Annotated in this window: 24 protein-coding genes and 1 pseudogene; 14 read left to right on the plus strand and 11 right to left on the minus strand. The window is 56.4% G+C overall.

The window, feature by feature from the left end; translation table 11 throughout:
- The first annotated feature begins 48 nt into the window (after positions 1–48).
- Positions 49–1,203, plus strand: a complete 1,155-nt coding sequence (locus VLV32_08040) for a UbiH/UbiF family hydroxylase (protein ID HUL41839.1) — start codon at positions 49–51, stop codon at positions 1,201–1,203.
- A gap of 39 nt (positions 1,204–1,242) precedes the next feature.
- Positions 1,243–1,971: a DsbC family protein gene (locus VLV32_08045; protein HUL41840.1), complete on the plus strand. Its 729-nt coding sequence runs from the start codon at positions 1,243–1,245 to the stop codon at positions 1,969–1,971.
- A gap of 5 nt (positions 1,972–1,976) precedes the next feature.
- On the opposite strand, the gene VLV32_08050 is transcribed toward VLV32_08045, so the two are convergent.
- Together VLV32_08050 and apaG are read right to left on the minus strand one after the other, a co-directional pair.
- Positions 1,977–3,113, minus strand: a complete 1,137-nt coding sequence (locus VLV32_08050; protein ID HUL41841.1) for a murein transglycosylase A — start codon at positions 3,111–3,113, stop codon at positions 1,977–1,979.
- Between the two features lie 306 nt (positions 3,114–3,419).
- Positions 3,420–3,803 carry a Co2+/Mg2+ efflux protein ApaG gene (apaG, locus tag VLV32_08055; GenBank protein ID HUL41842.1) on the minus strand — a complete coding sequence of 128 codons (384 nt, stop codon included), beginning with the start codon at positions 3,801–3,803 and terminating at the stop codon, positions 3,420–3,422.
- Between the two features lie 96 nt (positions 3,804–3,899).
- On the opposite strand from apaG, the gene rpe reads away from it, so the two are divergent.
- From rpe to trpE, 3 genes are all read left to right on the plus strand, one after another.
- Complete coding sequence (rpe, locus tag VLV32_08060) at positions 3,900–4,559, plus strand: ribulose-phosphate 3-epimerase (GenBank protein ID HUL41843.1); 660 nt, start codon at positions 3,900–3,902, stop codon at positions 4,557–4,559.
- Between the two features lie 58 nt (positions 4,560–4,617).
- Positions 4,618–5,295, plus strand: coding sequence for a phosphoglycolate phosphatase (locus tag VLV32_08065; protein ID HUL41844.1), 678 nt, complete (start codon positions 4,618–4,620; stop codon positions 5,293–5,295).
- A gap of 125 nt (positions 5,296–5,420) precedes the next feature.
- Positions 5,421–6,896 (plus strand): anthranilate synthase component I, encoded by a 1,476-nt coding sequence (gene trpE / locus VLV32_08070; protein HUL41845.1) that lies wholly within the window; start codon positions 5,421–5,423, stop codon positions 6,894–6,896.
- Between the two features lie 184 nt (positions 6,897–7,080).
- On the opposite strand, the gene VLV32_08075 is transcribed toward trpE, so the two are convergent.
- The 8 genes from VLV32_08075 to VLV32_08110 form a co-directional block, all read right to left on the minus strand.
- Complete coding sequence (locus VLV32_08075; protein HUL41846.1) at positions 7,081–9,528, minus strand: MMPL family transporter; 2,448 nt, start codon at positions 9,526–9,528, stop codon at positions 7,081–7,083.
- A complete protein-coding gene (locus VLV32_08080; protein HUL41847.1) occupies positions 9,525–10,877 on the minus strand; it encodes an FAD-dependent oxidoreductase in 1,353 nt (450 codons plus the stop codon). The genes VLV32_08075 and VLV32_08080 overlap by 4 nt, the downstream gene beginning before the upstream one ends.
- 91 nt (positions 10,878–10,968) lie before the next feature.
- The gene (locus VLV32_08085; protein ID HUL41848.1) at positions 10,969–11,904 is read right to left on the minus strand and encodes a diacylglycerol kinase family protein; all 936 of its coding nucleotides are present in this window, start codon (positions 11,902–11,904) and stop codon (positions 10,969–10,971) included.
- A 6-nt stretch (positions 11,905–11,910) separates the two neighbouring features.
- Entirely contained in the window at positions 11,911–12,891 is a 981-nt protein-coding gene (locus VLV32_08090) for a DUF2156 domain-containing protein (protein ID HUL41849.1), read from the minus strand.
- A gap of 165 nt (positions 12,892–13,056) precedes the next feature.
- Positions 13,057–14,121 carry a hypothetical protein gene (locus VLV32_08095; protein HUL41850.1) on the minus strand — a complete coding sequence of 355 codons (1,065 nt, stop codon included), beginning with the start codon at positions 14,119–14,121 and terminating at the stop codon, positions 13,057–13,059.
- Positions 14,114–15,331, minus strand: a complete 1,218-nt coding sequence (locus VLV32_08100; protein HUL41851.1) for an NAD(P)/FAD-dependent oxidoreductase — start codon at positions 15,329–15,331, stop codon at positions 14,114–14,116. Before VLV32_08100 ends, VLV32_08095 begins: the two co-directional genes overlap by 8 nt.
- Complete coding sequence (locus tag VLV32_08105; GenBank protein HUL41852.1) at positions 15,328–15,756, minus strand: hypothetical protein; 429 nt, start codon at positions 15,754–15,756, stop codon at positions 15,328–15,330. Before VLV32_08105 ends, VLV32_08100 begins: the two co-directional genes overlap by 4 nt.
- Before the next feature lie 9 nt (positions 15,757–15,765).
- On the minus strand, positions 15,766–18,240 hold the full coding sequence (locus tag VLV32_08110; protein HUL41853.1) for an aminotransferase class III-fold pyridoxal phosphate-dependent enzyme: 2,475 nt from the start codon (positions 18,238–18,240) through the stop codon (positions 15,766–15,768).
- Positions 18,241–18,400: 160 nt separating this feature from the next.
- Here VLV32_08110 and VLV32_08115 point away from each other — a divergent pair, with 160 nt between their 5' ends.
- From VLV32_08115 to VLV32_08135, 5 genes are all read left to right on the plus strand, one after another.
- Complete coding sequence (locus VLV32_08115) at positions 18,401–18,802, plus strand: hypothetical protein (protein HUL41854.1); 402 nt, start codon at positions 18,401–18,403, stop codon at positions 18,800–18,802.
- 92 nt (positions 18,803–18,894) lie between these two features.
- Entirely contained in the window at positions 18,895–20,235 is a 1,341-nt protein-coding gene (locus VLV32_08120; GenBank protein HUL41855.1) for an APC family permease, read from the plus strand.
- A gap of 9 nt (positions 20,236–20,244) precedes the next feature.
- Positions 20,245–20,613, plus strand: a complete 369-nt coding sequence (locus VLV32_08125) for an SCP2 sterol-binding domain-containing protein (protein ID HUL41856.1) — start codon at positions 20,245–20,247, stop codon at positions 20,611–20,613.
- A gap of 34 nt (positions 20,614–20,647) precedes the next feature.
- Positions 20,648–21,595 carry a ferritin-like domain-containing protein gene (locus VLV32_08130; GenBank protein ID HUL41857.1) on the plus strand — a complete coding sequence of 316 codons (948 nt, stop codon included), beginning with the start codon at positions 20,648–20,650 and terminating at the stop codon, positions 21,593–21,595.
- Between the two features lie 74 nt (positions 21,596–21,669).
- Entirely contained in the window at positions 21,670–22,233 is a 564-nt protein-coding gene (locus tag VLV32_08135) for a sterol desaturase family protein (protein ID HUL41858.1), read from the plus strand.
- A gap of 106 nt (positions 22,234–22,339) precedes the next feature.
- Here VLV32_08135 and VLV32_08140 read toward each other — a convergent pair whose 3' ends face one another.
- Positions 22,340–22,810, minus strand: a complete 471-nt coding sequence (locus VLV32_08140; GenBank protein ID HUL41859.1) for a malic enzyme-like NAD(P)-binding protein — start codon at positions 22,808–22,810, stop codon at positions 22,340–22,342.
- Between the two features lie 335 nt (positions 22,811–23,145).
- On the opposite strand from VLV32_08140, the pseudogene VLV32_08145 reads away from it, so the two are divergent.
- The 4 genes and pseudogenes from VLV32_08145 to VLV32_08160 all read left to right on the plus strand — a co-directional run.
- Positions 23,146–23,862: pseudogene (locus tag VLV32_08145) on the plus strand (integrase core domain-containing protein).
- Between the two features lie 271 nt (positions 23,863–24,133).
- Complete coding sequence (locus VLV32_08150; GenBank protein HUL41860.1) at positions 24,134–24,706, plus strand: aminodeoxychorismate/anthranilate synthase component II; 573 nt, start codon at positions 24,134–24,136, stop codon at positions 24,704–24,706.
- Entirely contained in the window at positions 24,703–25,734 is a 1,032-nt protein-coding gene (gene trpD, locus VLV32_08155; GenBank protein HUL41861.1) for an anthranilate phosphoribosyltransferase, read from the plus strand. The genes VLV32_08150 and trpD overlap by 4 nt, the downstream gene beginning before the upstream one ends.
- Before the next feature lie 7 nt (positions 25,735–25,741).
- The coding region (locus VLV32_08160; protein HUL41862.1) for an indole-3-glycerol phosphate synthase TrpC at positions 25,742–26,116 on the plus strand (375 nt) is incomplete at its 3' end.

The following is a 26,116-nucleotide window of genomic DNA, read 5'->3' on the forward strand; positions in this document are numbered from 1 at the left end:
GCAGTTTGACCTTATATATATAGCGTCTGACTTCGGAGGCGAAACTCTTTGTTCGATGTAGTTATTGCGGGCGCTGGCTTGGTAGGCGCGAGCTTCGCGTTATCTTTAAAGAATAGCGGCCTGCGACTCGCGCTGCTTGAAACGCACGAACCCGCTTGCGGCGACCAGCCCGACTGGGATAACCGGATTTATGCGTTGAGTCCCGGAACGGCCGCATTTCTTGGTGATTGCGGGGTGTGGCCGCTCCTCGACCACGCCCGGATTACGCCGATAACCGAAATGCGGGTGTATGGAGATGACGGATCGTCGCGACTTGACTTCAGTGCTTATGATTGTGGCTTGCCCGAACTTGCCTTCACCGCGGAAAACCGACTGTTGCAACAGGTGATGTGGCGGCAGCTCGGGTCCCAGCAAAATTTAACTCTGATGTGTCCCAGAGATTATGAAGCGGTCGAATGGGGAGCCGGACAGGTTTCGCTGCGCCTTAAAGATGGATCGCGCATAGATTCAAAACTTCTGGTGGGCGCCGATGGCGGCGATTCCTTGGTGCGCGAGCAAGCCGGCATAAACGCAACGCTGCACCCATATCGACAGCTCGCCGTGGTAGCAAATTTTGAGGCTGAAAAACCACATCGTAATGTGGCCTCACAATGGTTCCGGCAGGACGGAGTGCTGGCCTATCTACCCCTCGCCGATAAACGCATTTCAATCGTATGGTCTACCGGCGAAGAACATGCACAAAGGCTGCTGGCAATGAAACAAGAACAATTCTGCGATGAGGTCGCGCAAGCCGGAGGCCGCATACTGGGTGATCTGCACGTCATCACGCCACGCGCCGGATTCCCGCTGAAGTTGCTGCGAGTCGAGCGCCTGGTCAGCCCTCGCGTGGCACTGATTGGAGATGCAGCCCATGTTGTGCATCCGCTTGCCGGTCAGGGCGTCAATCTCGGTTTTCAGGACGCGCGCGTGCTGGGCGAAACGCTATTGCACCGCGGCGCGCAACCGGATTGCGGCGACTACCATTTGCTGCGGCGTTATCAACGGGCGCGACGAGAGGATATCCTGGCAATGCAGCTCACCACGCACGGGCTACAGCGCCTTTTTAGCAATCCTTGGCTCTCCGGCTTGCGCAATTTCGGCTTGAGGCTGACCAACGGCGCGCCAAAAATAAAAGGCGTTTTAGTGCAACGTGCCTTGAATTAGATGGTCGAATTGCTTAAGCTCCGTTCTACAGAACCTATCATGCTGAATATGCGAATGTTGCGGAAAACCTGCGTGCTGCTCGCGCTGCTATGTTTTGCCGGTACAGCAGCGGCTGATGAGACGTCAGTAAGGAAGGCAGTGCAGGATAAATTTCCGCAATCCAAAATCGAGAGCGTGACGAAGACGCCTTACTTTGGCCTTTACGAAGTGTACATCGACAAGGAGCTGTTCTACACCGACGATAAACTCGATTATTTCATCCTCGGCAGCATATACGATGGGAAAACCCTCGAAAACCTGTCAGCAGAACGCATGAGAAAGCTCAACGCAATCAAGTTTGATTCGCTGCCACTGGACATGGCCATCAAGATTGTAAAAGGGAACGGCAAGCGCAAGCTCGCGATTTTTTCGGACCCTTTATGCCCTTTTTGCCAAAGGCTGGAACACAGCATGACAAATGTCACCGACGTGACTATTTACACTTTCCTCTATCCGATTGAATCCCTGCATCCGGGTGCGACGCAAAAAGCCAAGGCGATCTGGTGCTCGCAAGATCGCGTCAAGGCCTGGAACGATTTCATGCTGAAACGCGTCGGGCCCGATGCTCAGCCGAACTGCGACACGCCAGTGGAGAAAATCGTGGAATATGGGCAAAGCAAGGGTTTTAAAGGCACACCGACTCTGATATTTGCTGATGGCGAAGTAATTCCGGGCGCAGTTCCCGCCGCGCAGTTGGAGCAGATGCTGAATCATTTCAGTGCAGATTAAGCTGGCTAATTGGGTTTGAGGTCGTAGTCCTTCGGCAGCAAAACCCACATCCTGCCAGGTTGTTTCATTTTACCCGCCTGATTAGCGGCGTCTTCCCCAAAACCCCAGAAAAAATCAGCGCGCACGCCGCCGTTAATGGCACCGCCTCTGTCCTGTGCCATCATCAAGCGGTTTAACGGCTTATCACTGTTAGGCCAGGTGGTGGCAAGGTAAACCGGCGAACCTTGCGGGATTGCACGCGGGTCGATTGCCAAGCTGCGCCCTGCCGTGAGCGGTACGCCCAAGGAGCCGATCGGCCCGGGCAGATCGTTCGGCAATATCCTGAAAAACACATAACTGGGATTCTCGTTTAAAAGCATGGTCAGTCGCTCCGGGTTTTGGATAGCCCAGTTTTTGATTCCCTGCATCGAGGCCTTTTCCAGCGGCAGTTCGCCGCGCTCCACCAACATTCTGCCGATGGATTTATAGGGATAGCCGTTTTGCTCCGCGTAACCTATATGAAGGGTTTCTCCCGTATCCAGCTTAATCCGGCCCGATCCTTGGATTTGCAGAAAGAACAGTTCTACCGGGTCATCCACCCATAGCAGTTCGCGTCCTTTAAGCGCCGGCTCGCCTTCCTCGATTTCAGCGCGGCTGTAATATGGAACTACTTTTTTCCCGACGATCCGGCCACGCAGGCGCAGGTTTTTGAGTTCCGGGTAGACATCGCTCATGTCCACTACCAGCAAGTCGTCTGGCACACCGTAAATTGGATATCGGAATCGTTTCGACGGCGTCCGGCTCCCATGCAGCAGCGGCTCGTAATAGCCGGTAACCAAACCTTGGTCGCTGCCATCGGCGTTTACCACTTGGTAAGGGGTGAAATTCGTTTCGAAAAAGAGGCGCAGGCTTTGGTTATCCTTGTGTTCGTAAAATTCTGCGGTCAAGCACACCGGCTGCCAAGGCGTCTGGTTTACCAGCACGCTGCAGCTTTGCAGAAACGCATCCCAACTTTGCGCCAGATTGTCGTCCGTCCAGCCGGGCATTGCATCCCAACTGCTCGCCTCAAGCTTGGGAGCAGGCGGTATAGGAGGTATAACGGCGGCTGGAGGAACGACAACCGGTGGCGGGGGTTTTTGCAAAGTGGTACACGCGGTCAGCATTACTCCTGCTGCGAGCAGACAAATTCCTATTTGGCGTTGCATCAGTTTGTTGGTTGAAGTAATAAGCTAACTTTAATGAAGTATAACAAATGATAAATAGACCGGTTGCTATTAGAGGCGGGTACACCGCTTCTAGTTCTTATTCTTATCCTATAGTGGACTTGGCCGGGCGGAGGCAGCAAGGACGACGAGCGTTAATCCGGCGATCGGCTTTGCTGGCGGCGTTCGTTATTTTTTCGCAACGCGCCCGGTTACCGCGTCGTGGAACGGCGCGAGCAGCGTGAAGCCGTACCGTAGCAATACGAATTAATGCAAGACGCGTGGAATACTCAATGCGAATTCGGGAATGGGTGCATTAAAGCTTACGCCGTCCTCGGCGACCATTTGGTAACTCCCGCTCATCGTCCCGACCTGAGTGGCGATAGCTGCACCGCTGGTGTATTCGAAACTCTCGTTGGGCTTCAAAAACGGCTGCTCGCCGACGACGCCAAGTCCACGCACTTCCTGTATCCGGTTTTCCGAGTCAGTGATGATCCAGTGTCTGCTGATAAGTTGCGCTCCAACGTTGCCGGTATTGGTGATCGTGATGGTGTAAGCGAAAACAAATCGCCCGTTCTCAACGTCGGATTGTTCCGGAATGAAATTAGTACGCGCGGAAACTGTGATTTCGTATTTTTTGCTGTTTCCCATGCGACCATTTTATGCCAAGTGACAGGAAGAAACTACCTGTATGAGCCTATGGATAAGAGGTAAAATGCATTTTTGGCTTGGCGCACGACAGGTTACATGTATCGAATCGCTCCCAGCATACTTTCCGCGAACTTCGCGAACCTTGGCGAAGAAGTAATTAGCGTGATTGCTGCCGGAGCCGACCTGATTCATTTCGATGTGATGGACAATCATTATGTACCGAATCTTACCATTGGGCCGCTGGTGTGCGAGGCGCTGCGCCCGCTTACCACGGTGCCTATTGACGCGCACCTGATGATTAAGCCCGTAGACCGCATCATTCCCGATTTCGCCAAGGCGGGGGCCGACATAATTTCCTTCCATCCGGAAGCCACCGAACACATTGACCGCACCATCGGGTTTATCAAGGAACATGGGTGCAAAGCGGGACTGGTATTCAACCCAGCAACGCCCCTGGATTACCTTGACTACGTGCTGGACAAGCTTGATCTGGTGCTCATCATGTCGGTGAACCCAGGCTTTGGCGGGCAGAAGTTTATCCCTGAGGCGCTCAAAAAGCTGCAACGCGTGAGGAGGATGATCGATGAAAGCAAGCGCGATATCTGGCTGGAAGTGGATGGTGGGGTAAAAGTGAACAACATCGCGCAAATCGCGCGCGCCGGCGCAGATACCTTTGTTTCGGGTTCGGGCATATTCGGGGCCAAGGATTACCAGGCTACCATCGGCGCGATGCGCGCGGAGCTTGCCAAGATTTGAGTAGTGCAGAAATGAAGTATTCCCGCGAGGCTCAAGCGTCAAGGATTTCCCGTTGCTGGTGAAAGCGGTGGCGTTCGATCTCGACGGCACGCTTCTTGAAACCGCTGCCGACCTGGCTGCTGCGGCGAACGCCATGTTGCGCGAGCTCGAACTTCCGGTACTGGGCGAAAATAAAATAAAAGGCTTTATCGGCGGTGGAATCACCAATTTGGTGAAACGCACGCTCGCGGCAAGTCTTGCGGATGAACCCGACTTGCAAGTTCTCGAACGTGCGGTCCCGATTTACGAAAAACATTACGCAACGGGAATGCTTAATCACACACGCCCGTTTCCGGGGGTAATGGAAGGCCTCAAAACGATGCGCGCACTAGGCCTGCATCTGACTTGCGTGACCAACAAAGCCGAGCGTTTCGCATGGCCGCTTCTGCGCGCGACCGGGCTTTTGGATTTTTTCGATCTGCTGATTTGCGGCGACAGCTTGCCGAAGAAAAAACCCGATCCGCTGCCGTTGCAGCACGCGTGCAAGTATTTTGGGATCGAGCCCGCGGAGCTGCTATTAATCGGTGACTCGTCACTTGACATGCAAGCCGCGCGTGCTGCGGGGTGCCGCATCTTTTGTGTGCCCTACGGCTATAACCAGGGTCTGGGCGTGCATGAACTGGATTGTGATGCTATAGTAGCGACCCTGCACGAAGCCGCAAAACTGTTACAAACAGAACCCTGGATCAAGACGTGAACTTCACGGAAATTAGAAGATGGGCGATGGAGACCGCGCGCGCCTGGCGTTCGTGGCGCATTGCTTTGTGGCGCTGAAACGCGCTTTTCCATCTTTTCGTTTTTTACTTTTTTCCGGAGTGGTTCATGACTGAAACCGAATTCAAGGCCTACACTGCACAGGGTTTCAACCGCGTGCCGCTGGTGCTGGAAACTTTCGCCGATCTCGATACCCCCCTGTCGGTCTATCTCAAGCTCGCCAATCTGCCGTATTCCTATTTGCTGGAATCCGTGGTCGGCGGCGAACGTTTCGGTCGCTATTCGTTTATCGGACTTGCGGCGGATCGCCGTATCGAAGTGCGCGGGAAATTGCTCAGTGAATATCGCGGCGACAAGCTGCTGCAAAAAATCGAATCACCTGACCCGTTGGCGGCGATTCAGGACGTGCAAAAACGCATTAAAGCGGCTTGGTTGCCGGGGCTTCCGCGTTTTTGTGGGGGATTGGTCGGCTATTTTGCCTACGATGCCGTGCGCCTTGTCGAGTCAAAACTCGCGGCAACAGTTAAGCCCGATGCATTGGATACCCCGGACATTCTCTTGTTGTTCTCGGAGCAGCTCGCGGTGGTGGATAATCTCAGCGGTAAATTGTTTCTGGTCGTGTTTGCCGATCCCGGCGAGAGCGGCGCCTACGCGCGTGGACAGCAGCGCCTGAAGGAACTCCTGCAAGCCTTGCGCCGCCCCGTGCTAATTCCGGACCAGGTGAACGGCAGACCGGCGCAGGTGCGCACTGAATTCACGGAAGGCGCATTCATGCGGGCGGTGGAGCGCGCCAAACGCTATATATACGACGGTGACATCATGCAAGTGGTACTGAGCCAACGCATGAGCCACCCATTCTATGCCTCGCCGCTTTCCCTTTACCGCGCGTTGCGCGCGCTCAATCCGTCTCCCTACATGTTTTACTTTGACTTGGGCGAGTTTCATGTGGTGGGCGCTTCTCCTGAAATCCTGGTGCGTCTAGAACAGGGCACAGTCACCCTACGGCCTATTGCGGGCACCCGACCGCGCGGCGAATCGCGCGCCGAAGATGAAAAACTTGCGCAGGAATTGCTCGCCGATCCTAAAGAACGCGCCGAGCACCTCATGCTTATGGATCTGGGTCGCAATGACGTCGGGCGGGTGGCGCAGACGGGTACGGTACGCGTTACTGAAAACATGACGATTGAAAACTACTCGCACGTCATGCATATCGTCTCCAATGTCGAAGGCAAACTTAAGGCTGGACTCAGTGCGATGGATGTTTTCAAGGCGACTTTTCCTGCAGGTACGGTAACCGGTGCTCCCAAGGTGCGATCCATGGAAATCATAGACGAGCTGGAGCCCGTCAAGCGTGGCATCTACGCCGGCGCCGTGGGTTACCTTGGTTTTAACGGTGACATGGACCTGGCCATTGCCATACGCACCGCTGTTATTAAAAATCAGACTTTATATGTGCAGGCGGGCGCCGGCATCGTTGCCGATTCGGTGCCGGCCAGCGAATGGCAGGAAACGTGCAATAAGGCCAAGGCGGTATTGCGCGCAGCAGAAATGGCGCAAGCGGGACTGGACAGTAAAATTGATTGAAAATGCTGCACCGCGGAGGACCTAGTCGAAGCCGGGAGCACCTTTGCCGTGTGCCGCATGTGCGCCAGCCAGAATTTTCGAAACCCGCAACAAGACGTATTCCAGCCGATAGATAATGTTAGTGCAAGCGCGCGCTGTCGGATTGGACGCAGTCTGGCTTCCAAATCGGCCGTGGACGTGCATTCTATGATTTCGCTGGACGTGAGCGATGGACAAGCGCCGCAGGCAGAAGCAACACGGCGGTAAGCAGGCACATGATCTCTCCGAGTACCGCAACCATCCCAAAGGAGAAGAGGGCTTGATTTCTCGCGGCAAGCAGCGATCCGTAGCCGAGAATGGTCGTGAAAGAGCAGAGCGCTACTGCGCCACCGGTCTTGCTCACAAATGCAGTCACGTCCGAAGGATTCTCGCGGTATCGCTGCAGCACATTGATGGCGTACTCAGCACCAATGCCGAAAGTAATCGGAAACGCCATGAAGTTTAGAAAGTTGATCCGTATATCAAGCGCGATAACGGCACCAGCGAGCAACGTGATACCGGCGAGCAGCGACACCAGGACAGGCAGTGCTTGGCGGCGCGCTCGAAACAGCGCTAACACGACAACGACAACGCCGGCGAACGAGGCCAGAGTTGTAGGTAACGCCTCACGATTAAGGGCCTCCAAAATTTCGGCAGACACGAAGAAGCCGCCGGCTATCTCCGCCGGTGGAGTTACCGTATCGGCGATATTCCGCAATGCGGTCGCTGCGCGTATCGTCAGAGCCCCGTTCCACGTCGAGCCGTTTAAACTCTGTAAAAGGATGGAGGTTCGACCGAACTGCCCGTCCTTTTCCCGCAACCCCAGCGCTAATAGCTCCGGCAGGTCTGCGGCTGAGAAGACCGGTGCGTCGGCGTTCTTCACCAGCGCGGCCAGTGATTCCTTGGCGCCGCTGGGAAGCGCGGCACGCACTGCCGGGGTCAGCTGTTTGGCAATGGCTTGAAGTTCCTGGCGACGTTGTTCCCGATCTGGCGGCAGCACGTCGTCCGGAGTGATCACGCGCGATGTGATGGCTAATAATGGCTCGTGACGTGCGTCTTGCCGCAAACGCGCGGCGATGAGTTGGGCGTTAGCTTTAGTGTTGGACATAACAGCAACCGCTGTGAAGTTGCGACCCAGCACCGCGTCCATTTGACGCGACCAGTAGGCTTCACCATGTATCGCAGATTCACGGCTACGCAACTTGCTCATGTCGTATTCGATGCGGGAAGCGTTGAATTGAAACGCAGCGACCAACGCTGCCAGCAGTAGCACCCCGCCCGCCAAAAGAATTGCACGCGAATGGCATGCGACCAGGTGTCTAAGCCAGCTGCCGGAGGAGGCTGCTAATCCGCGAGGTCGCTCGGGGACTTGGGGACGGCGATCAACGATGGTAAGCATAATGGGCAGCAACAGGTAGGTTGCGGACCAACAGGCCAACATTCCCACGGAGCCGATAACAGCAAACTCGTTAAATCCGCGAAATGTCGTGGTCAGTAGCGAGGCATAACCCACTGCGGCCGCCACCGCGGCTGCAAGTGTCGCTGGCCATGTGCAACGTACTGCCGTCATGACGGCATTCGCCGGAGTGGCACCGCGCCGACGTTCGTCTGTATAGCGAGCGGTCAGAATGATGCCAGAATTAATGCCGTTTCCAGCAACGATAGATCCGAGAAATGCAGTGCTGCTGCACAGAGACTTGACGAAGACGGAGGCGATGCCAAACCCCCATGACGTGCCGATTGCGAGGGGAAACGCAATGCAGACAAGCGCGCCCCACCATCTAAAGAAGAGAACAACCGCGCTTGCTATGCCGAGAATTACCAATACTGCAGAAACACCAATGTCCGATTTCAATGCAGAAAGTTCTTCCACGGCAATGGCAACGTCTCCTGCGTAGCCGACTTGTAGCCCTTGGGCTTCCGGGGCCAGAGAGGCGACTTCCTGTTTGATGTGCTCGAACATCGGTTCGATCTTGTCCAAACCCGTGTCTGCTGTCGCGAGAAACACCAGGACAACGGCTGCGCGGCCATCATTGGAAACAAGACGATCGTCCGGAAAACGACCGGCAAACGGATCCTGTTTCTTGGTGCGGTCGCGCAGAACCGAGAAGGCCGCTTCAGGATTCGCATCGGTTTCAAGCGAAGGGAACAGCGATAACGCACCACTTTGCCGGAATGCAATTAGCGCGGCTATTTGCTCATTCAACCGGCGAATATCTTTGAGTGGAATATAAAGTGAGCCATATTCACGTACGAATCGCCGCTCGGCGCCCACGTCGGTACGGACACTGAGTATGAGATCGGGTCGCGTTGCCGAGTACGCCCGAATGCGGTCGCCCAACTCGGTCGCAAACGCCAGCGGCGGGCCACTACTCCTGCCCCGTATTACGATTCCCAGATGCTGAGAGCCTTCCATACGCTTACGCAACGTCTGGGCACCGCGAACCGCCGGGGAATCGGCCGGCAGGAGTGCTTCGAGATCAGACCGCAGGTTGGCGTACAGGTCCACAGTCGCGCGTCCCGCTGGAACTGCAGTTGCGAAGGCCAATACCAGTACCGTGACGCGCCAGCGGGGGCTGGTCACGAGTCTTTGCATCCACACCAACGCGCTCATGCGATGTAATCCATGACTCGCAGAGCGGCGACTGCCGCTCGGACCGCGAGGCTATGCAGCGGCCGGCACGGTAACTGGGGCGGATCGTCGCGAAACCAGGCAAGCCCGAGGTCACACGCGGTGGCGACGTCATTGCGAGCCAATAGGTCGGTAATCCAGTCGCCCGCGGCTATGCCGAGAGCAAGACCGTGTCCGCACCACCCGACGGCGTGCACAATGCTTGGAGCTTCGGAACACCTGCCGATGGCCGGCAATCCATCCAAAACATAGCCGATGGTGCCGGTCCAGCCATGCGAGATTCGGATTCCTTCGCATGCCAGATCTGGAAAAGTTGAAAAGAGACGGTGCCGCAGATCTGTCAGTGCGCTGGCCGGAATACTTTCGATGCCGGCGCTTGGGTCGAGGCAGGACCGTGGCGCGCCGCCACCGAAAATGAGGCAATTGTTGCTCGATAAGCGAAAGTAATTGAATATTCGGCGCGCCTCCACGATGCCTTCGCGACCAGACCAACCAATGTTTGCCAGCAAGGTGGAAGGGATCGGCTCGGTAGCGAGCGCCTGCAATTGCAGCGGTATAATGCGGCGGCGAAGCCACCCTAGATTAGACGTGTAGCCGGCCGTGGCGAGGACCGCTTGGTCGGCAAGCACTTCTCCGCCACTCGCCAGCGACACGCGCACCTTGCCGTCGTCTGCATAGCCGGTCAAAGCGGACACCGGGCTGTGTTCATAAATGCAAGCGCCGCGATCTATCGCTGCCTTGGCCATTCCGGCGATCAGCTTTCCGGGGTGCACGATCCCCGCGACGCGCAGCCGAAGCGCCGCTGGCCCGCCATTTCGATTGCCCGTTGTGACAGGCAGGCGTATATGTTCCGCCAGGCTGTTGTCATCCAGCAACTCAACGTAGAATCCGCGGGCGTTAAGCCAGTCCGCCTCGGCAGAAAGGCGCCGGCGACCGGCGGTGGAACGCGCCCAATGAATCTGTCCAGTCAAAAACAGGTCGCAATCGATATGCTCTGTCGCGACAAGGTCGCGCACCATTGCCACGGCGCGCAGCGTCTCTCTATAGAGGGCCTCTGCGCCGAGATTGCCATGGCGCCTGATCAATCCAAGCAGGTTCTGACCCACCCCGGGTCCCAACATCCCTGTGCTGCGACACGAGGCACCGGAACCCACGTTCGCGGCCTCTAATACGACTACGCGCAGAGTCGGATAACGTAACAGCAGGTGATAAGCGGTCGACAGCCCCGTGACACCGCCGCCCACAATGGCGACGTCGACGCGAATGCTTCCCTGCGGGCAACTCTGGTATTGCACGCGCGAAATCTCGCCCCAAATAGGGGATTCGATCATCTTGATTTCCGGGCGGCGTGTGCATTATGGAAATGTGCCGCCATAAGCTTGACTTCCTTGCGACTGCAACGCTGCGTGGGACTGCGGAGACTCATTTCATCTTTACCCGTAGCGACTGCGGGAGAAGTCTTAGTCGGGCGGGCAAGCGGCCAACACTTTCGCCGTCGAGTTCCAGCAGCACATGAGAAGGGCTGGTGGCGCGCGCCTGGCTGGCTCGGAAGACTTGGGTGCCCGCTTCCTGGATATGGGCGCCGCTGTATAGGGACCGTTGCTTGCGGATAAAATCCAGCAGACCGAAACCTGTCCATAGTGTCACATCAAATTTCCCGTCATCGATGAGGGCCTGCGGGGCTACGTTCATGCCGCCACCGAAATACCGTCCGTTGCAAAAAGCGCAGTTGGTAATTGAAAATTCGTGTGCCAATTCGTCGTCAAATTGTATTGAGACCGTTTGATCGCGATAGACGAGCAAGCTCCGGAGTGTTGCCAGGACAAAAGCCAATGAACCGCTCGTGCGCTTGAGCGCTGGGCTCATCACGCGGGCGACTCGTCCGCTACAGCCAAACGAGGCAACGTTGAGAAAGACTCTCTCCACAGTCTTTCCATCGTGATCGATGAAACTGGCGTGACCGACATCAATGGGCCGGCTCTCGCCGCCACGCAGTTGCGCGCAGGCCTCATCAAGGCCGGGTGCGCCGAGAGTCCTGGCAAAGTCGCAGCCTGTGCCTTGTGCGACAATACCCAGAACCGCCGCGGGCGCTACTGCACGACCATCCTCAAAGAAGCCGCACGCGACCTCGTTTAAGGTGCCATCCCCGCCTACAGCCACAATCATCTCAAAGCCGTCCCGAAGCGCGCGGTTGGCGAGTCTAGTCGCGTGCAACGGTCCGTTCGTGAAGGCGTGCTCGAAGGGACCAATTGCGTTTCGAATCGATCGGGCTATACGCTCCCAACGTCGGCGGGTGGCGCCGCCGGCAGACGCCGGATTGACGATGACCATCGCGCGCGGTTTGTACTCGGTGGTCATCGCAGCTTATAGAGATCGAGTCAGAAGGAGAAGATCAAAGACCGCGCGCACCGATAACGGACTGGCGGCCAGGTATTCGCGCTCAATAATGTCCGGCGTCCACTTGAGCTTATAGTGCGCCTGGCTCGCCGCCGGATAGATGGCACTCCCATATCGGTACATTAGTGGCATTGCCCAGGCGGCCAAGCGGTTCGCACCCGGAAACTCAGGGCCTCCCACTACGAAGGGCGTGAAGCCAAAATGCAGATACGGCACGCGCTCACCGATCATGACCTCGATCGCCCGTGCATTACAGAGCTCTAGGGCACCGGGCGTCGCGGAAGGTAGCCGGCGACTTAAATCGTGCAGGTACCCCGGCGTGCGTCCCCACGAGGGAACGTAGGTAATGAATGCCACGCACCGTTCAGACGGATCTACCGCCGCGAAAATCCGCCGCCGCCGGTCCTCTGGCTGACCGATTTCGCCAATCATGAAATCAAGCTCCTTCTTGCGCTTGGCCCGCAGCCACGCGCCACTGACTGCATGCAACTCGGCGTACGACGCTGGGTTACGGGGCCAATCCACGCCAAACTCAACGACCTTCAGGCCAGAGGTTCGGGCATGACTGATTTTGTTACGAAGCTGCATTTTTCTGGTGCCGCGGAGCGTGAAGTTTGCAAGCGAAAGGCCGAAGCTGGTACCCAGCTGGTTGATCGAGAATCCGCGATCGCGAAACAGCGGGACCTGCTCAGCGCGCAATTGAACAACAAGCACGTGACGCCGACGGCTAGACGCAAACTCGAGTAAATGATCGAGCAAAACCCCCTGCTGTGACTCGAGCGCCTGGACTCCACCCAGTGCAATCAGATGGCGCCCCTGTTCCCTAAAGGAAATGAATCCGCTGATTCCCGGTACCGTGAAGTGCTGATTGCTGGAGGAAAGCGTAAGAAAGCCGGATGGATGATCAATCAGCGCCGCGGCAGATACGTCGCTTCGGGGCAATTTCATATTAATCATCGCGAGCGACACGACCTGCTCCATCGTGGCGAAGAATGGCAGCGTACTTTTGCCAAGCCCCTTCAGATACTCGGCTGGACAGGGCTATTCGGGTCATGAGCGCCTACGAGCAACGGCATAACCGCTGGTGATAATGCATCGGTCGGTGAATTGGCATTAGCGCTGAACCACACTGGCATCAAGCGCCTGCGCCACAGCAGGAGTTCGACGCACGCGCCAGATCCTGGCGTCAACCAGGTAATGGTGAAACGCGATCCCCCAGCACAGCCCGAGCACCACGTTGCGGGCCGTTGCGTTGGTCAGGGCGACCACGGCGGGAACTCGTAGCCCATACCAGACCAGGCCGAGCATCAATCCGCTCGCAAGGTAGGGGACGAGACCGCCCAACGGACGCCGTCCACGGCCCGCCTCGTATTGCCAAACAATCCGGTGGTATTGGAGGTTGTGGAAAATGGTGAGTGTCGCGAGAATTGTGAGCAAATGAGAGAGGAGGGTGAAGACCAGCACGTGAAATAGGATCACAAGCGTCAGCAGCAGGTGCTTTGGTCCCGGGCGAAACTGCTCATACCGGCCGGAGACGGCGAGGATTACGGCCGCTCCCATTGCTACGCAGAACGCCAAATCCAAAATTAATTTTAATTGCGGCAGCAGAACAACGGGAACGAGTTGCGGCAGGCCGCTTTCAAGGTATGGTTCGCTAAGGGAAAAGCGCAGAAACGGGTAAAGGCAGCCGACCCAAAGCATGAAAGAGTCGAGCGATTGACCGCTCCGGCTGTTTTCACCGGACCGCCTGCGGTACAGCACGAGAAAGCCGTAGTGCTGCCGCACCAGGTGCCAATAGGCCCATAAGTAGGCGCCAAGGAGAAAATAGCTGAATAGCGCGCCCTGCAACGCAAGCACAGCATCGGCGAGTGCGACAGCGGGACCTACTGCAAGAATCAGCCACCACCAAGACTTGGGAATTCCCGCTCGTGAACTCGCGTCCGGAGCAAGGTAGCTGCGGACGTAAGTGGCCCAAACGTGCGTTCCGTCGAACATTACTCCCCATAAAAAGAGAACAACAATAACGGGGTCGCTAGGCGAAAGGTGCGCGCTATCGGGGTATGGAGTAGCAACAAAAAAGGCGAGCAGACAAAGCCCGGCTATGACCGAGCCCTGAAACCAGAGCAAGTCATCCCGCCGCGAAATTATCCATGGGAGCGAAGCTTGATTGCTAGCCATACTGAGGCTCCGGGCTCGTTGCGAAGGAGGACCAGATCCGATCTTGAATGAAGGATCCTGCCGGCGACGTGGCGATTGCAAATGCACAGCGATGCAAGATGTCGCCGACCGGGCCGCCGAGAGCAAATAACAGACTCAACCAGTGCGAATTGCGAATAATCCCGGCATTGTAGGGGCGCCGCTCCCGTTCGTAGGAAGCGAAGCACGTGTCGATTTCCGCGGCCGTGGCCCTGGCCTCGAGGGCCGTGCCCAGGTACCGGGCAAGTGCTGCGGCGTCCTCTATCGCCATCGTCATCCCCTGGGCCATTACTGGATTGATGACATGGATCGCGTCGCCGAGCAACACTGCTCCGTATGCCGAGTAACGCGGCGCGTGCGCGCGCCACAGTTTATATAGGTGTGCCCCCGCGGCCACCGGGCGACGCCCAGTTAACAGTGGGGAGCGGTGCTCGATGTGCGAGAACTTTTCTTCTATTGCACCGGAACGAAATAGGTGCTCGTGCTCACTTCGAATCACAGCAGCAAGGCCGAGACGATTGACACCTGGAACCACCAGCACGCCGCCATCGGGGTGCATTTCGGTACGCAGGACATCAGGCATGCCGATGGGCCGGTCTATGTCCACAATGAATAGACTATGGTTATAGGGGGCGCGGTACACGTCGATTCCCAGTCCTGTTCTGACGACGGACTTCGCGCCGTCAGCGCCGATCACTACGCGGCAGTTCAGCCGCTGTTCTTTTCCGTCGCTGCCTTGGACCAGGACTCCTTGAACGCGACCGTCTTCCTTGATCAGGGACAACACACGCGTCGCATAGCGCATCTCAACGCGCCCCGTTGCTACCGCCGACTCAACAAATGCGCACTCGATCTGGGGATGTGGCAGAACGAGATAAGGATCAGTCACCTTGGGCAAAGCGAGCGGAAAATCCAGCAGTAGGCCTTTGCGAAAATGAAAAAATTGCATCGTTTTTACCGGGCGCGCCCCCGCTGCGTAGCAACGTTCCAATGCGCCCCATCGCCGAAGCAGTGCGGTCACCGGAGGCAGCAGGCTTTCACCGCGATTGATGTTGCCGGGCCCTGCATGCCGTTCGATAAGCAGCACGCGTAATTGGCGGTCGTGGACAAGAGCCAGAGCGCAAGCCGTGCCGCCGACGCCGGCACCGACTATGATGATGTCGTAGTCGTATGGTTGAGGAGCGATGCTCATTGCTTATCTCGCGTAGCCCCGGCTGGGCTGCACGGCTCAAAAGGCAGCCACAAAGGTTTCGAAAAATTGCCCAGCAGGCCGCGATCGCCGGATAGATGAATCGGCACGGCCACCATCGCCCATTCCGGGCCCCCGGCGGCGAGCACCCAAAGTACGACTGCGGCACCTGCAACGACATAGTTATGGGTTAGGTTGTAGAGCAGATAGTAAATGGGCGCAATCGGTTTGCCGCGGGATCTGCGAGATGCCACTGCCCCTGGCAGATAGCCGATCAGATCGATGAGCAAAAACGCGCAGATAAACCGGCCCCAAGAGATGTCCTTCAGGTGCGCAAGGGCCAGAGCCACGAAAATTATGACTATGGCAATGTGTTCGGCCCGCATCCACCAGGAAGTTGCTTGATTTGGGACAGCGGCAGCGCTCATTGCGGTTCCTCAGGCTGCGCCCAAGACAAGGGGCAGGCCGTGGGCGGGTGGGCATTCACACGTGGCTCGCGGTAAAGCGAGATGGAAACCGTGATGACTGGCGAGGGCGAGCATATGATCCACCTCTGCCAACGACACGTTGTAGCCGACACCAAAATCACGGGTCTCGCCCGACAAGGCCAACAGGATAGTTTCCGCCAAGCAGGCGAGTGTGACGCCGGTGGGTAAGTTATTAAGATTTCCGACTCCAAACTTGAGTCTGGAATCCGGTAACGCCACGTGACCGCCATCAAAAACGAAAAGGTCATGGCGAGCCCGAATTGCCGCTGAAGTGTCGGGCGGTTTGGCCACGTCGCAGATGATAGTGCCTGGCGCAAGCGATGCGGCTTCCAGCGCTGGTCGGGCGGCGGCTGTCGCCGATAAAATGACTTGGCAGTCTTTGAGTACCGAGGTGTCGTTGGCAATTTCAATCGCGGGCAGTGTGGTTCTAAGTTCATCGGCCAAGGTTTGCAGCCCCGCGACTGTCCGGCTCGGGTTACCCACCAAAATAAGGCGCCGGAGCTGCTCGCGCGCGAGCAGACGCGCACAAAGGCTGCCGACCGACCCGCGCGCGCCGACTACGGCTGCGCTAACGTGGCTCAGGCGAATATGCCGCGCTTCCGCTGCGGCCAGGGTCGCTTTTACCGCCATTCCTGCGGTAAGCACATTGCCGGTCGTAATTGAAGGTCCCCGTCCGCAAGCTGAAAGTCCGCGTCGGCTGTAGGGAGCGGTATGCCCGCCGAGACCGACAACGCGTACTCCCAAACTTGCCGCCAGATCGACTGCCCTGTTGATATCCCGGCTGATCTCGCGCAGGCCGCGCAGCGCCATTTCCTCAGGCAGGATCGGCAGTGCCAAGATGAGCCCGTCGACACTCTCGCCAGTAGCTGAATGAACAGTCGGGGCACGCATGACAACCCCTGGAGCGAACGCGCTGGTGTAGTCGCACACCTTCCGCAAAACCTCATTACTGAAGCCGCGAAGCGACGGGTTGGTGACTGCAACATCCTCAGGGCGGGTGTAGTGAGCCAGCCATGCGTACTGCGGTTTCGGTGCGTCTTTGGGCACACGGGCGCGCAGTAGCGGCGCGGGGCCCGGACATGCAGTGTCGACTGCAAGGGGGTAGCCGTCAAACGCACCGATTGCCCCCAGGATGGTGCTGGTCGTGTCGTGCTGCAGCGCCTGGAAAACTCCATCCATCGCATCGAGCGCAATCTTCAATTCTTGGTCCGAGATGATGAGCGGAGGCGTTATTCGAATGACGTCGGAATTCCCAAGGGTTGGAAGCACCAGGACCGAACCCAATTCGGCGAGCGTTGCCGCCACGGCATAGCTGTATAGCCCCTGATTCGCAAAAAAGGACAAGAACGTGCCCTGTCGTTCTGTGGGGGAACGCAACTCGATAGCGCTCATGAGCCCGCGTCCGCGCACGGCGGCAATAATCTGCGGGTAGCGGGTGGCCATCTGATTCAGACGCTCCAACAGCGTCGCGCCCTTACGGCGCACTTCTGCGCAAAACCCATTACTCGTCAGTATTTCCAGTACGGTCAAACCGACTCGGCACGCGACATTATTGTTTGCAAACGTGGACGAGTGCAGTAGCGAGAACTGCTCATCCCAAAACGCGGGCGAGCTGAAGCAGCCACTGAGCGGGAATAAACCGCCACCAAGTGCTTTTCCCAGCAACAACACGTCAGGCTCGATCCCATCGTATTCACAGGCGAAAAGTCGCCCAGTCCGGCCCAGACCCGTTTGAATTTCGTCCAGGACCAGTGCTACGCTGTGCTGCAAACACAGACGTCGCACGCGCTTTAGATATCCGGCTGGTGGAAGATGAACCCCGCGCTCCCCCTGTATGGGTTCAAGAAAAAAGGCCGCAATTTTGTCTGCGTCGCGGCTTAATCGATCCTCGAGCGCGTCCGCGTCACCGAACTCTATAAACTCAACACCGGGCAACGGTGGACCAAATGGCTCGGAGTATTGCCGCTGTCCGGTGAGCGCCAGAGCGCCCATGGTCTTCCCGTGAAAGGAGCCGGTTGCAGCCAGAATGATGGATCGGCCGGTACGTCCGCGGACCAGTTTGATCGCTGCCTCAACGGCTTCCGCGCCCGAAGTTGTGAATACGCCGCGGGATAAATTTCCCGGTGCAATTTCCGTAAGCGCCCGGGCGAGAGCTTCGGCATGACAGGCTCGAAAAGGCTGAACCATGGCCGGTTCGCTACTGTCCAGCGCCGTGCGTGCCGTTTCGATTACTTTGGGCGCGTTGTGTCCAAGGGCCAGCACTCCGTATTGAGCGTAGCAGTCGAGGAAATGCCTGCCGTCCGCGTCCACGAGCCAGACTCCGTCGGCATAGTCCCACGCATGGTCCATTCGTAGCAGCGTGAGCAGCCGGCGTAGCGTCGGATTGAGTCGACTCGTGGCGTTACCTTGCGCGCGTTTAAGCATGATAACTCGCCGAGGCAATTTCTCCCCGAAAGATCGCGGTGGTTTCCGACAAGCGAGACCGGGTCAAGCAGTGTCTAGATATGTGGATGCGGTCGCGGACGGATACTGCTATTTCTGACCGCCAGAGTGAATCGGCACCGGTGCAAATTTGAGAGTTGCGTTGAGCCGATATTTTCTTTCTGGGGGCCCGCAAGGCCATTTCACCCGAGCCCTGTGCGCCTGCAAGCTGCATGGGAAAAGACCTCAGCCCGAACGGCCTGAGATCCGCGAACTGACGGGAATCTACCAATTGAGTAGCGCCAAATCGGCTCTCGATGAAAGCATAGAGAACCGCGCCGTGATCAGGACGGCAGACATCAGGACCGGACTTAGCCGTTTCCAACCTACGCCGGGGATTAAGATGGGGTTGTGGGATGTGAAAAAACATGCGCCTCCAGATGTTGTGCCGTTGCGGCCACCGGCGGTTTTGCCGGGTCTGGTCAATAATCTGCCGCAAAGCGCATTACGGATGGCATACGGTTCGGTTACAGATTGCTTACATCTGTCCAGATCCGACTTGTAAGCGATCTGTAACCAATCTGTTAGCGTTTGGTATGTGGCGGCACGGTATGGTGCCTGTTAGGACCAGAACAACCGCATGGGCTAAATCTCATCATGGTTTTTTCTGCAACCCAAAATCAAACAGCGGTCGACTTACTGGAATACGTGGCCGTAAGCGCCGGCATGATGTTCGGGGCTTCTTGTTATTTGGTTCTTGGAGTTATCGCCGGAGCCAATTCTGTTCGCTACACAGGCTTGGCGATTGCCATCGCGGCAACTTTATGCATAGCTGTAGCACTCGCTGTCGGAGAAATGGCCAGTCGCTTTCCATCAGCGCCCGGAATTCGCACTTACCTGAAACGCGCATTCGGGGACGAGTTCAGTCTCTTTTTTACTTACCTGTCGCTGTTGGTCGTTATCCTTTTTGCGGGTATTGAGATCAAGGTGTTCTGCGATGCCTGGTGGCCGGGCACCGCACCGCATGCGCGCGCCCTGGCGACGTTCGCTATGATTTGCTTTCTGGGCTACCTGAACATCACAGGACGCGAACTGCCGCACCTTTTGCAGGTGCTTATTTGCTTTGCGCTTGTGGCCGGGACCATTGCACTATCCTGGGTTGCCATGACGAGATTCGACACGGCGCTTGCGTACGCGCCAAGTGCCCCGCAAGCATCATTTATGTCTTCCATTGGTATCAGCTTTTTTATATTTATTGGTTTCGAATGGGTGACGCCGACAGCCAAGTCGCCCGAAGCGTCGCGATGGTTTATTCCGATAAGCATGGTCATCGCCATTGTGACACTTGCGATAACGTACCTATTATTTGCGTTGGCTCTGAAAGTGGCCTTGCCAAGCTCCGATTTGCTGCGATCCACGGTACCGCAGGTATTGCTTGGCGGGCGGCTGTTTCCCCACTATGGATTCCTGTTGACGCGGTGCCTGTCATTTTTGGCGTTGCTAACCATACTAAATGCAGGAGTCATTGGCGCTTCCCGGCTGCTTTACATCCTGGCCCGAGACCGATCATTCTTTGGGTGGCTCAATAAGCGCCTTTCGGTGCTCAATTCTAAAGGCGTACCTTCCGCGAGCGTTCTGTTGCTGTGCGGCCTGTGCCTGCTGTCCTCGATATTGGAGATCTACTTCGACGCTGCGCAAAACGTCGCTCAGGTGTGCGCCGGCCTTTATTGCTTGGTCTACTGTGCTTTCGTTGCGTCACATATTCGGCTGCGCAAACGACCTATCGATAAAGACTTGTTTCGCAGCCTTTTACCCACCAGTCTTTATTATGTATTGGCCGCCATCCTTTTAATGCTTGGCATTGCAACGTTTCTTGGTTCAGCGGACCATATTTCAACAAGACTCCCGTTGCTCACCCTGATTACCTTTTTGTCGGGTGCCGCCGCTGTTAGCGTAGCCAAGTCGCGGCGAATCGCACAATTTCGGAAGACGTCATAAGGCATAGTCATGTCCGCACGGTCATCAACGTTGCCTCTTCCAGAAACACTAGAGCAATTTCGCACGAAGGTTAACGGCGATTCTCGGCTGAGGAGCATTTTGCGAGATTGGGAGCCTGTAATTTTGATCGAGGTACTTAATACGGGGTGGAAGCAATATCTCCCCGTTCGCGACGGTCGCATTACAGAGATTACGTCGGACTTCATGGATATTTCACATGTTGTCCGATTGCGATCGTCCGAGGAAACATTGGTTGCGATTTTTGACGGTAGATTCAATCCGCTGGAAGCATTTTTGAACGGCGAATTAGAAATATTTGCAACCGACGTTGATCAGGTGAAGCTAGACGCCATCAGCCTAGTGCTGTGGGGCGTATAAAACCTGGCACTTGGCATCGAACGGAGAGCCCATTATGAACTTCAGCGATTCAAACCTGCCCGTGGATGCCGCGGCCCAACCCAGCCGAGACATACCTACATATAGCGTTCAAGATTGGGGCGATGGCGGGTGGGATATTCAGCAGTGGCTGGAACGGACCGCGTGGCGAACATTGAAGGACACAAAATATGGCCACGCCGGGATAGAGCAGGGCGTCTTACCCGAGCTCTTCAGCGAGGGACTGCTGAGACAGGTTTGTCTCATAGATATCGGCACGTTTATTGAAGCTGAGCGCACATCATTTGAGGCGGTGGCCGGTCTGCTGCGCTGCGCTCCGGATGAGAACAGCAAGATTTATCTCGGTACCCAAGTAATGGACGAATGCCGACATTTTGAGGTCTTTTGCCGGCGCATGGCTGATTTTGGCGTTACCCCGGAACGGCGCGACATGCTTGTAAAACGTTTTACGACTCCCGCGATCAGGAAATTCTACGACCTGGTGCTCGAACAAGTGGACAAACGGGACTTCATTGCCGGTTGCCTGGCGCAGAACATAATAATGGAAGGCATGTCCTATCCGGTTTACAGATATGAGATCAAATACTGGTCCAAGATCGACCCGTCTTTGAGTCAAATCATTCGCGGCGCGTTCGCCGATGAAGTGCACCATGTTTCATATGGCGAAGCGATCATCAAGCATCATATAAGGGGACTCGATCCATCCAGGAAATCGAAGCTACAGAATCTGTTAAGCGAGTTTTCGAGATTGATGACGGAGGCTTTTGAGCAGGTCATCAGTCACTATATTGGCTTGTACCAAGAATGTGCGAACCAGCATATGTCACTGATGGCCAATGTCGAAATTTTTCCAGGAAGGCTTATGTCTTCGGTGTCGGAGGAAGATCAGGCACGCCTCCTCCTCGCGGAGATAAGCCGCGAGCATGCTCAGCGTGCAGCTCGAATTGGACTTACCGCAATTTGATCCCGATAGAGGTGAAGACGTGATCGAACAACTCCTTTGCGAGGGCTAGCGGAGTAACTATTTTAGAGTGTGCCATGGGAAAGTTCCTCTTGTTAATGCTTTTGTGGCTGCCAGCCTGTCTGCTGTTCCTGGCCTTCTACGAGTACGTGGGTCACCGATGGCCTCTGCACGAGCTGGATCGGCATACGCGGCGCCTCGAATTCGTATCGGACCACAAGGTGCATCACCGCCTCTACGCCCGTCGGTTCCAGGGCGACGAGGTGCCGGCCTGGTATGACGCCCTGCACGTACGCGGCCTAATTGCGTTGCTTTGGTCGGGCCTACTCATGATGCCGGTCTATGCCTGGTGGTCGAGGCCGCTGGCCGTTACGTTCGTGCTGTCAGCGGTCGCGCACGGAATTTTCTGGCAGTGGATCCACGTGCAGATGCACCAGCCGAGCTGCGCCTGGTTTACGGCGACCCGCTATTACCGCTTCGTCCGGGACTTCCATGCGGCTCATCACCGGCAGGCGCGAAGCAACTACGGCTTCGTGTTCCCGCCGTTCTTCGACCGACTATTCGGCACAGAGGCAAGGAATCGCGCCGTGGACTCCGTCAGTTCGCTGCCGGTCCGATGGGGTGATCGCGACCGGGTTTAGATCCTCCACTCGTCTGCGCGGCCAGATAATCCAAATTCCCAGTGTGGAGTAATTGAGCGCGATAACGCACCACTCTTGTCATATGCTTTGCCTATTGATTCACTGTTTACGCTCGTACCGGGAGGTACACGGGTTGCCAGAAATACGATAGGAGCTCACGCTGCGGGCTGTCTTGGTCGGCAACCTCCGTCAGCCCATTTTGAATCGCCTGCCTGCCCACGGCCAGATCAATCAAGCGACTAAGATGTCTCGCTTCCGCGAGAGGCGGCAGGGGGCTCGCGTTTTTATCGTTCCGGGTAGGCAAGTGGCGTGCCAATTCCTGGGCTGCAGCCTTGATCATCGAATCAGTTATGCGTCTCGCCTTGGAGGCAACGATGCCAAGAGCCAATCCAGGAAAAATGTAAGAGTTATTAGACTGGGCGATCCGAACCTTTGTATGAGCGACATTCACCGCTTGGAAGGCAGTACCCGTAGCGATTAGAGCGCGTCCCTGCGTCCAATCCATCAAGGTCCTGGGGTACAGCTTCGCCGGGCGACGTGGGATTGGAAATAGGAAAGATAACTGGGCGAGCCGCATGTTTGGCCATTTCTCGCGACTTGCTCGGTAAAAGCTCCCTTTGGCCGGACACTCCGATAAGGACCGAAGGCTTCACATGCCGGACCACATCCAGCAATGTGATCTCTCCGTTCGGTTGCCTCCGACCCTGCACTTCCTATTCTGCACGCGCAAAAGGTCGCTACTCAGGCCGCAAATCTTCAGCGTTCTCCGTAATTAGACCGGAGCGGTTGATACCATAAAAGCGCTGGCGCGCGGACGCTTCGGAAATGCCTTCATCTTGCATGTACTGACTTGCCCTCCGTAGACGCTACCGGCCGACGTTAGTAAAGTCCGTTCCGGAAGGAGAAGCGGACCTGAAGAAGCGGTTTACGGAGCAGCAGACGATCGGGTTTTGGCCGGACGCCGAGGCCGGTGTGCCGGTCAAGGAGCTGTGCCGCAAGCATGCATTTAGCGACGCCGCGTTCTACAAGTGGCGTGCGAAATTCGGCGGATCGCAGATCAATGAAGCGAAGCGGTTGCGTGAGCTCGAAGCGGAGAACGCGAAGCTGAAGAAGTTGTTGGCCGAGGCGCACCTGGATGTAGGAGTACTCAAGCTGGCTTTCGGCGTAAAACGCTAAGCCCACAAGCGAAGCGGCAAGCGGTGATGCGGATGGCCCAAGGCCATTCGCCCCGACCAAGGGCCCGAGTTCACCAGCCGGGCGTTGGATCGCTGGGCCTATCAGCAGGGTGTGGACCTGAAGCTCATCGCCGCAGGCAAACCCACGCAGAACGCCTATATCGAGAGTTGCAACGGAAAATTTCGCGACGAGTGTCTGAACGACAAATACTTCAGCAATCCCGCTCACGCTCAGGCGGTAATCGCTGCGTGGCGACGTGATTACAACGAGACCCTGCCGCACAGTTCGATAGGGCGAATGCCGCCTGCTGAATTTGCATTACGCCATCGATTGCGTACACGCAATGATGCAACACGGGAAATCATCCAATCTTGCAACCTTGGACTTTACGATCTGCCAAGCGGTAGCGCTAATAGGGGCAGGTCATCGTTTGCAGATTTAAAGCGTTGGTAAGGGGCGTCGATGCAAGGCGGCACTGGCACAGATGTCGCCACGCGTATTTTGAATGTTGGTAAAATAACGATTATGCTTTACCTGCAATCCAACTGGTGGTCTTTCCCCTCCCGCGGGTGGCGGTAGCGCGCCACGTCAGGACATTGTCCCGCAACGCCCGTTGCGCTCTCGGGCGGCAAATCGGAACGGTCGTAAATCGGTAGTAATAAGCGATGAATATGGCCTACAACTCCATCTTACATAGCTAGCAAGCAATTAATCGGAATATTTTATGTTGCTCATGATCGACAACTATGATTCATTCACCTACAACTTGGTGCAGTACTTGGGGGAGCTGGGGGAGGACGTTGTGGTGTACCGCAACGACGAAATCACGCTGGATGAAATCGCAGCGCTTAAGCCCAAGCAAATCGTGATATCACCAGGACCCTGCACGCCTAATGAAGCCGGGGTTTCGGTGCCGCTGATCAAGCGTTTTGCCGGGGAGATTCCCATCCTCGGGGTTTGCTTGGGACATCAAGCGATTGGCCAAGCCTTTGGCGGCAAAATCGTGCATGCTAAGCAATTGATGCACGGCAAGACGTCCAGCATCCAGCACACTAAAAAAGGGGTGTTTTACGATTTGCCCAGCCCGTTTCTAGCCACGCGCTATCATTCGCTGGTGATTGAGCGCGCGAGCCTGCCGGAGTGCCTGGAAATCACCGCGTGGACCGCTGACGACGAGATCATGGGGGTGCGGCACAAGAGTTTGCGCGTCGAAGGAGTGCAATTCCACCCGGAATCGATTCTGACTGAACACGGTCACGAGCTGCTTCGAAACTTTTTGCGTGAGCGTCGGCCATGACGCCGCAGCACGCCTTAAGCCGGCTAATTGATCGGCGCGAAATCTTCCAAGATGAAATGCTCTCAATCATGCGCCAGATCATGAGCGGGCAACTGACCCCGGTGCAGGTAGCAGGGATTATCATCGGGTTACGCGTAAAAGGGGAAACGGTAGAAGAAATCGCCGCCGCCGCGGAAGTTTTGCGCGAGCTTTCTGTGAGAGTGGATGTTTCCGGTGAAAGCCACCTGGTGGACACGTGCGGCACCGGCGGCGACGAAGCGCATACCTTTAATATTTCGACGACGTCAGCGTTTGTCGCCGCCGCCGCCGGGGTAAAAATTGCGAAACACGGTGGACGGTCGGTCTCAAGTAGCTGTGGAAGCGCAGACGTGCTCGAAGCGCTGGGCGTCAACGTCAATTTGACTCCTGAACAGGTCGCGCAATCCATCCACCATGTCGGCATTGGTTTCATGTTCGCGCCCAACTATCACAGCGCGATGAAGCATGCCGCCAAAGTTCGCAAGGAACTTGGAGTACGCACGCTTTTCAATATTCTTGGTCCGCTCACGAATCCGGCGGGCGCAAGGAATCAGGTGCTGGGTGTATTTCATCACGACTTGGTAGGAATCCAGGCACGGGTGTTGCAGGCTTTGGGTAGCCGCCACGTGCTGGTCGTGCACGGCCTGGACGGCTTGGACGAAATATCCGTCAGCGGTAAAACCGAAGTAGCCGAACTCAAAAGCGGCACAGTGGATGAATACACAATCGACCCCACGCGCTACGGGATCAAGCTCTCACCGCTCAATTCAATTCAGGCAAAAACCATTAGCGAATCCAAAGACATGCTGCTCTCGGTACTGGACAACAAGCTCGGTCCGGCGCGAGATATCGTCATACTCAATTCTGGCGCGGCAATTTATGTTTCCGGCTTGGCGCACAGCCTTGACCAAGGCGTCAATAAAGCGGCGGAAGCGGTCGCCAGCGGTGCCGCCCGCGCCAAACTTCACCAGCTGGCCGAATTCTGCAAGGCCCAAATTGTAAAGACCTAAGCTGCGAGTGTCTGACATCCTGCAAAAAATCGCTGCTGTCAAAGTTCGAGAAATAGCCGCGGCCAAAGCCAAAAAACCACTGGGCAGAACACGCGCTGAAGCCGAATCAGCGAGTCCTCCCAGAGATTTTGTAGGCAGCTTACGGGCCAAAATTGAAACAAATTTGTCCGCAGTCATTGCCGAGATCAAAAAAGCGAGCCCCAGCAAAGGCGTGCTTCGGGAAGACTTCAATCCGGCCGGTATTGCGCGAAGTTATGCCGAACACGGCGCGGCATGCCTATCGGTGCTCACCGACCAGGAGTTTTTCAGTGGGGATGATGAATACCTGAGACAGGCGCGAGCCGCGTGCACGCTTCCGGTTTTACGCAAGGACTTTACGCTC

The organism is Burkholderiales bacterium (assembly GCA_035518095.1).
Lineage (GTDB): Bacteria > Pseudomonadota > Gammaproteobacteria > Burkholderiales > JAHFRG01 > JAHFRG01.